The organism is Nocardiopsis lucentensis DSM 44048 (assembly GCF_000341125.1).
Classification (GTDB): Bacteria; Actinomycetota; Actinomycetes; order Streptosporangiales; family Streptosporangiaceae; genus Nocardiopsis; species Nocardiopsis lucentensis.
This window is the reverse complement of record NZ_ANBC01000193.1, coordinates 1-7393: the sequence shown is the minus strand read 5'-3', so window position 1 is coordinate 7393 and position 7393 is coordinate 1. Positions and strand designations below refer to the sequence as shown.

Genomic DNA, 7393 nt, shown 5'->3' with positions numbered 1-7393 from the left:
TACGAGGCGGCCACCCCGCACAGCGGCCGCCACTCCAGCGGGCAGGACCACTGGTACCGCCCGGTGACCGGGACCGACCCCGAGCGCGAGCGGGAGCTGGACCGGCACGAACGGCTCGCCGAACGGCTCTGGCACGGGCGTCCCGCGCACCTGTGGCGGGCGGCGCGGCGCCTGCTCGACCGGGGCGTGGACCGGCCCACCGTGCTGGCCGCCCTGGGCTCGGAGCTGGAGGCGGCCTCCGACGAGACGGACCTGCGCCGCCGCCTGGACTCGCTCTAAGCCCCTGCGGGCGACGCCCGAGCCCGCGAGCCCGCATCAATTCAGTGCAGCATGCGTTCCCGCAGCCGCTCCACGGTGCCGTCGGAGAGCCGGAGCCCCTCGGTGACATAGGAGTCGAAGGATCCGTACACCTCGTCGACCCGCGACAGCGCGGTGTCCAGGTACTCGGAGCGGACCCGTGTCATGGGCGCCAGGTCCTCCCAGTCGAGCCCGCTGTTCGCCGACAGCTTGCGCATCCACCGTTCGGTGCTCTCCTGGCGCTCGTTGCTCACCAGGTAGTCGGCGACGATCGTCACGTGGTCGACGCCCAGCAGGCGCAGGAGCAGCGCCGCTCCCCAACCGGTACGGTCCTTGCCCGCGCTGCAGTGGAAGACGAGGGCGGTGGGGCCCTCGGCGGCGCGCTCGACCAGGTCGCGGTAGCCCTTCAAGGCCGTGGTGTCCGTGACCAGTGCCCGGTAGACGGCGTGCATGAAGCGTTCGGCCGCGCCGTCGCCGAACGTGGCGCGGGCGGCCTCGGGGTCGGCGAGTACGTCCTCGAGGTTGGCCCCGACCGTGTCGGGGTCCTGCACGGCCACGGCCGCGTACTCGGCCCCGGCGGGCGTGATGTCGGGCAGGCTCGCCCGCGCGCGGGGCGTGCGCAGGTCGACCAGCTGGCGGATGCCCAGGCCGTGGTAGACGGGCAGATCCTCGTCGGAGACCGAGTGCAGGGCGTCGGAGCGGAAGAGGACACCGGTGCGGACCGTGTGTCCTGAGGTGGTGCGGTGGCCGCCGAGGTCGCGGAAGTTGGGGGCGCTGGGGAGGATGAATCCGTCTTTTGTCACGTTCGTGACGATACCCACCCACCCCAGCACCGGGTCAGCCCGTGTCCGACGTCCCGGGGAAGAAGCGTTTAACGGGGCTGCTCGGCCTCGCGCATGGCGGTGATCGCCTCGCCCGCCTCCTTGACGTCCTTGGCGGTGTCCACTCCGCGCCAGAATCCGTCGATGCGGTAGGCCGTCAGTCGGCCCTCCTCGGCGAGGTGGGGGAAGGTGGAGGACTCGTGGTCGCCCTTGGCCGGCAGCAGGGGGGTGATCCCCGGCTCGAACAGGTAGACCCCCGCGTTGATCCACACCGGTAGCAGCGGGCTCTGGGTGAACCCCTCGATGCGGTCCTGGTCGTCGACGTCGACGATGCCCCACGTGGTGCGGAACTGCGACAGGGCCAGGGTGGCCAGCCCGCCGCGCTCGCGGTGGTGGGCGGTCATCGCGTCGAGCGGGAACCAGGTGAGCACGTCACCGTTGAGCGCGAAGTAGGGCGCCTCCTGGTCGCGCAGTCCGGTGGCGGCGTAGCGGAGGGCGCCGCCCCGGCCGAGCGGTTCGTCCTCGACCAGCAGGGTGATCTGCGGCCCCTCCGTCCGGGCGGACAGGTGGTCGCGCAGCACTTCGGCCTTGTAGCCGCAGGAGACGACGACCTGCTCGACGCCGTGGGAGACCAGCCACTCCAACTGGTAGTCGATGATCGGGCGTCCGGCCACCTCGACCATCGCCTTGGGTCGGGTGTCGGTGTAGGGCCGCAGCCGCGTGGCCTGGCCACCGGCGAGGATGAGCGCCTGGGTGACGGGAGGCGCGGAAGGTGAGGGTGTCGCGGTCATGGATCGGACCCTAGCAGTCGGGCGCACGGGCTCCGAGGCCGTGTGGCGGGGCCCGCTTCTCAGGCCTGCTGGGTGGCGTCGGCGTAGGCCAGACGGACGTCGGCGCTGGTGACCACGGTGAGCTGGGCCGCGGTGGCGGTCTCGCCGACATCCCGGGAGACCCGCAGGTCGCGGTGGGAACACGCCCTCTCGAACAGGGAGCGGGCGAAGCGCCCGTTGCCGAGCTCGTCGATCCAGCCCTCCGCGCACACGTGCGTGAAGATGCTGTGCAGGTCCTCGCGCGCGCCGTCGTCGAAGGCGTCGCCGGTACGCGCCGCGACCGCCTCGGCGATCGCGGTCAGCTCCTCGGCGGTGTAGGAGGGGAAGCGCACGCGTACGTTGAACCGCGAGGACAGGCCGGAGTTGGAGGCGAGGAAACGCTCCATCTCACCGGGGTACCCGGCCAGGACCACGACGAGCCGGTCCCGGTCGTCCTCGGCCCGCTTGAGCAGGGTCTGCACGGCCTCGGTCCCGAACGCGTCGCCGCCGCTGTAACCAGGGTTGACCAGGGAGTAGGCCTCGTCGACGAACAGCACCCCGCCCAGGGCCCGGTCGACCAGGCGGTTGGTGCGGATCGCGGTGGCGCCCAGGTGCTCACCGACCAGATCGGCGCGCTGGGCCTCGACCACCTCGGCCCGGCCGAGGAGCCCCAACGCGGAGAAGACCCGGCCGAGGACGCGCGCGACCGTGGTCTTGCCGGTTCCGGGCGGTCCGGAGAAGACGAAGTGCCGCATGGGCGCCTGGTTGAGCAGTCCCTGTTCCTCGCGGAGCTTGGCGACCCGGAGCTGGGCGACGATCGAGCGGACCTGTTCCTTGACCGGTTCCAACCCGATCATGGCGTCCAGTTCGGCCATCGCCTCCTCGATGCCGGGCACCGTGCCGAAACCGGGCAGGTGGGAGGTGAGTTCGCCGTAGGCCGCGGCCACGTCGGCGGCGCGGACCGTGATGAGCTCCTCGGCTTCGGGGCGCGGCGCGGGTCCCCCTCCCCCCGCACCGGCCGTGACCACACGCACGTCGCGGGCCTGGGCGGCCTTCTCCACCACCGAGCGGGCGAAGCGCCCGTTGCCGAGCTCGTCGACCGCCTCGATCCGCACCGCCTGGTCGAAGCCGCGCCGAAGCGCCCGGGCCGCGTCGTCGTCGAGGCTGTCGCCCCGTTGGGCCACGAGGGACTCGGCGATACGGAACAGCTCGTCCGCGGAGTAGCTGGGAAAGGTGATGCGGGTGGCGAAGCGCGAGGCCAGACCGGGGTTGGAGGCCAGGAAGGCGTCCATCTCCTGCTCGTACCCCGCGAGGACGACCACGAGCCGGTCCCGGTCGTCCTCGGCCCGCTTGAGCAGGGTCTGCACGGCCTCGTTGCCGAACCGGTCAGGCTGGCCGTCTCCCTCGTTGACCAGGGAGTAGGCCTCGTCGATGAAGAGCACCCCGCCCAGAGCCCGGTCGATGAGCTCGTTGGTGCGGATCGCGGTGGCCCCCAGGTACTCACCGACCAGATCAGCGCGCTGGGCCTCCACGACGCGTGCGGTGGGCAGCAAACCGAAGGAGTGGAAGATCGTGGCCAGGGTGCGGGCGACGCTGGTCTTACCGGTGCCGGGAGGGCCGGAGAAGACCAGGTGGCGCAGGGGCCGCTCGACCGGGAACCCGGCGTCGGCGCGTAGCCGGGCGGCTTCGATGGAGGCGGCGAGTCCCCGGACCTGCTGTTTGACGGGGTCGAGGCCGATCATGGCTTCCAGCTCGGCCAGGGCCTGGTCGACCGGCACGGGCTCGGTGCCGTCGTCGGAGGCGCCCCCGCCGTGTGTCGCGCGGTTTGCGTCGCCCATACGGCCGCGTACCGGCTCGGAGTCGGTCCGGGCCGCGCGGCCACCGCCCGGTCGGCTGTCCGTGGCCGGCCTCGCACGGGCGGAACCGCCCTCCTTGACGATCTGTCGGGAGGCGGCCAGCCGCCACACCAGGCAGGCCCCGGCGGCGACGTAGAGCAGCGCGATCCCCCAGGAGGCGGGGAGCGGGGGGATCACCATCCCCGCCAGGGCCAGGGAGAACCCCGCGACGAGTCCGGCGGTGAGGGACAGCGCCGCGGTGTGCCACACGGGGAACTCACGCACACGGCTCGCGGCGAGGACGACGAGCGGGGGCACCGGGAGGAGCAGAAGCGTCACCGGTTCCCCGACGAGCGGGATCTGGAACAGGGGAACGGCCACCGTCAGCCACACAACGCACACCAGCACCGTGACGAACGCGTCGAGGGAGCGCATCAGGGCCGCGAGGAGCAGGAGGAGGGCGAGGGTGACGGTGACCGTGGCCAGGACCGGCAGGCTCACCACGAGGGCGACGACGGCGACCACCGTGACCAGGACCAGAGCGGCCACCAGCCGCCTGCCGGGGGGGACGCGGTGGTACAGGGCGCGCACCCGCGCGAGGCCGGACGCGCGTCCCGGTTCCGCGGCGGCGGTGGAGTGCGTATCGCGCGTCATCCATACCCTTCCTGCCTGGGGGTCCGTGGGAGGTCGGCTCTCCTGACCGTGGGGGCCGGGCCGGGGCGGCGCCGGAGGGGACCGGTTCCACAGCCATGGCTACGGCCCCAGCCTTGCCCGAAGTGGTGTGGATGTCCAGTGCGAGGCGGCGTGTCGCGCCCGGGGGACCCGGATCCGGACCGGGCCCCGTTCCCGTCCCGTGGCACGGACGCGCCGGTCGTCGGGCGGCCGCCGTCCGCACGGGCCTCACAGCAGGGACAGCTGCTCACCCTGGTCCTCGGGGCCGCCGCCGCGCGCGCCGGGCGCCGACCCGGCGGTGGGCGCGGTGCCCTCGCGATACGTGCGCAGATGGCGCCAGCGGGGCAGGGCATCGAGGTAGGACCAGCTCAACCGGTGGTACGGGGTGGGACCGGACTCGGCGAGGGTCGCGCGGTGGACGGGCGAGGGATACCCGGCGGCGCCGTCGAAGCCGTATCCGGGGTGGTCGGCATCCAACTCGGCCATGAACGCGTCCCTGCGCACCTTGGCCAGGATCGCGGCGGCCGCGACGCTCACACATGTCAGGTCGCCCTTGACCTGGGTGCGCACCCGCCAGGGGCGGCCGATGAAGTCGTGACGGCCGTCGAGGATCACCGCGTCGGGGCGTGCCGACAGGCCCTCGAGAGCGCGCCGGGCGGCGCGGTGCAGCGCCTCGGTCATCCCCACCTCGTCGATCTCGGCGGGCTCGGACCAGCCGAAGGCGTGGTCGGCGACCCAGGGGGCCAACCGTTCGGCGAGTTCCCGGCGGCGCTTGGGGGTGAGCCGTTTGGAGTCGGTCAGCCCCGCGGGCGGGGCGCCCTCACCGGGCACGGCCGCGCAGACCAGCAGCGGGCCGGCCCACGCACCGCGCCCGACCTCGTCCATCCCCGCGACGATCCGGGCGCCGCCCGCACGGAGTTCGTCCTCCACCTCGAACGTGGGGGCTGCGGGCGGGACGGCTCTCGTGGATGCGGTGCTCACCCGACCACCATAGGGGTTTGCGCGACTCACCGGACGTGACGTCACGCCACCCACGGCTACGTTGGGTAGTTTTCGCTTGTCGGCACAGCCACGATCGAACCCCAGGAGGGGTGGACATGCTGTCCACCAGGAGCCGCCCCCGCGTCCGCCGAGGAAACCTGTACGACGTCGTCGCCGCCCTCACCCGGGTGGGAGCCGGCTGGATGTTCGCCGAACACGGCCTGGACCTTCGGGGGCGGACCGGCGAGGTGTCCGCCCGGCTGCCCGACCCCGGATCGACGGTCGCGGGCGCCCTGGCCCCCGCACTTCCGGCGTTGCTGATCGGGCTGTCGATCGCCTTCGCCGTGGGACTGCTCACATGGCTGTCCGGCCCCCTCCTCGCGGCGGTCGCCCTGGTCGGCGCGCTCACCGCGCAGAGCGGCGGGGCGGACCCGTCCCCGTTCGGCTCATGGCCGACGACAGCGCTGGTCACCGCGGTGTGCGTACTCATGGCCGTCCGCGGCGGCCGCTGGTCATGGGACCACCTGATACTGACCCCCGCGACCGTCGACCCCTCCCGGTCCGGCGCCCGGACCCGAGCCCCCTCCCGAGAGGCGGCGCCCGCCCGGCACGATGCTCCCCCCTTTTCCCCCAGACGCCCCGAACACGCTCCGCCACTGCTCTATCCTGTGGGTGAGGCCGCTCTTGGACGGCCGTCTCGACTGTGACGCGGCCGGTTCGACCCTTCGGCGTGCCCGCCGGACCGTGTCGCGAGGACGCGGATTCGACGGAGGGAACGCATGTCCGCCGCAGGTTCCGGTTCGGCCCCTGACGGGTCCGTGGCCAAACTGATCGAGATCGCGGAGCCGCCGACTCTCGGCCAGCGCCTGATCAGCTGGGCCTCACGTCCGCCCGGCCGGCTCTACATCCCCGCGTGCGCGGCCGTCGCGCTCATCCTGGTCTTCGAGGACAGCGTTCCCGCCGGGCACCTGCCCGCGTTCACCGTCGGCCTGGTCTGCGGGCTGCTGCTCGCCGCGATGGGCGCTCTGCGGTTGGGGATCGCGCTGGCCGTCGCCCGCCCGATGATTCGCCACTACTGGCTGCGGTGGGTCTCCGCGCCGCTGATCGCGGCCACCGCCCTCGCACTGTCCGGTGCCGACGTGCCCCTCCAACTGCGGATGGCGGCGTCCACCGACCAACTGCTGGAGCTCGCGGGACGGGTCGAGGACGGTGGGACCGCCGCGCGCGACGGCGCGTGGACGGGGGCCTATCCGCTGGACGAGGTCTCGGTCTCCGGTGACCTCATCCACTTCACGGTCGACGGCGCCGGGCTGCTGGACCCCGCGGCCGGATTCGCCCACAGCGCGCAGGACCTCCCCGTCGGCGTGTTCGTCCCGGGGCAGGGCTCCCGGATCTACGAGCACGTGTCCGGCGACTGGTACGTGTGGGTGAGTCACTGAGGGAGGTTCCTCCCGCCGCACACGAAGGCACGACGGCGCCTTTTCCGGGCCTTTTGCCGCTCGCTGCCGTGCTCACACTCGGCTCTCACCTTGGGTCTGTAGACAGGGGGCATCCCCCGGGAAGGGTCCCCTGACCCCTCCTCCACGGCTCCACCGACCCCGAGGAGATGCCCCATGCGTGAGTTCGCCCTCACCCTCCACCTGCGCATCCATGACTCCATCACCGCGCTGCGCCGAGCGCACGCCACCGGTGACGACGACCTGGCCAGCAGCCTGGCGGGCGAGGTGGAGGACCTCGTGGAGATCGCCGTACGCAACGGCATCGACATCGCGGCGGGCTACGCCTCCCTCTCCGTCGCGGGGTGAGGACCAGCCCCTCATCCGCCACGAGGAGGACCGGACGAACATGAGGACCCGCGACGGGCGTCGCGGGTCCTCATCGGTTCCGACTCCGGCGGCCGGGCACCGAGCCGGGGCGGGGGTCAGCGCCGGCCGTACCCCTCGCCGCGTTCGAACTGCTGACGCATCGCGACGTCCTG

General features: G+C 72.8%; 7 protein-coding genes and 1 pseudogene. 4 read left to right on the top strand and 4 right to left on the bottom strand.

Annotation, left to right across the window (positions count from 1 at the left end):
* Positions 1 to 279: pseudogene (locus D471_RS0106445) on the top strand (hypothetical protein); the annotation flags it as partial.
* 41 nt (positions 280 to 320) lie between these two features.
* Here D471_RS0106445 and D471_RS0106440 read toward each other — a convergent pair.
* From D471_RS0106440 to D471_RS33275, 4 genes are all read right to left on the bottom strand, one after another.
* Positions 321 to 1118 carry a tyrosine-protein phosphatase gene (locus D471_RS0106440; RefSeq protein WP_026127469.1) on the bottom strand — a complete coding sequence of 266 codons (798 nt, stop codon included), beginning with the start codon at positions 1116 to 1118 and terminating at the stop codon, positions 321 to 323.
* Between the two features lie 50 nt (positions 1119 to 1168).
* Complete coding sequence (locus D471_RS0106435) at positions 1169 to 1909, bottom strand: nucleotidyltransferase family protein (protein ID WP_017597864.1); 741 nt, start codon at positions 1907 to 1909, stop codon at positions 1169 to 1171.
* A gap of 59 nt (positions 1910 to 1968) precedes the next feature.
* Positions 1969 to 4416: an AAA family ATPase gene (locus tag D471_RS0106430; RefSeq protein ID WP_026127468.1), complete on the bottom strand. Its 2448-nt coding sequence runs from the start codon at positions 4414 to 4416 to the stop codon at positions 1969 to 1971.
* 246 nt (positions 4417 to 4662) lie between these two features.
* Positions 4663 to 5415: a ribonuclease HII gene (locus D471_RS33275; protein ID WP_083924143.1), complete on the bottom strand. Its 753-nt coding sequence runs from the start codon at positions 5413 to 5415 to the stop codon at positions 4663 to 4665.
* A 116-nt stretch (positions 5416 to 5531) separates the two neighbouring features.
* On the opposite strand from D471_RS33275, the gene D471_RS0106420 reads away from it, so the two are divergent.
* From D471_RS0106420 to D471_RS0106410, 3 genes are all read left to right on the top strand, one after another.
* Complete coding sequence (locus D471_RS0106420) at positions 5532 to 6122, top strand: DoxX family protein (RefSeq protein ID WP_017597862.1); 591 nt, start codon at positions 5532 to 5534, stop codon at positions 6120 to 6122.
* 72 nt (positions 6123 to 6194) lie between these two features.
* The gene (locus tag D471_RS0106415; RefSeq protein ID WP_017597861.1) at positions 6195 to 6854 is read left to right on the top strand and encodes a hypothetical protein; all 660 of its coding nucleotides are present in this window, start codon (positions 6195 to 6197) and stop codon (positions 6852 to 6854) included.
* Positions 6855 to 7028: 174 nt separating this feature from the next.
* Positions 7029 to 7220 carry a hypothetical protein gene (locus tag D471_RS0106410; protein WP_017597860.1) on the top strand — a complete coding sequence of 64 codons (192 nt, stop codon included), beginning with the start codon at positions 7029 to 7031 and terminating at the stop codon, positions 7218 to 7220.
* Positions 7221 to 7393: the final 173 nt, after the last annotated feature.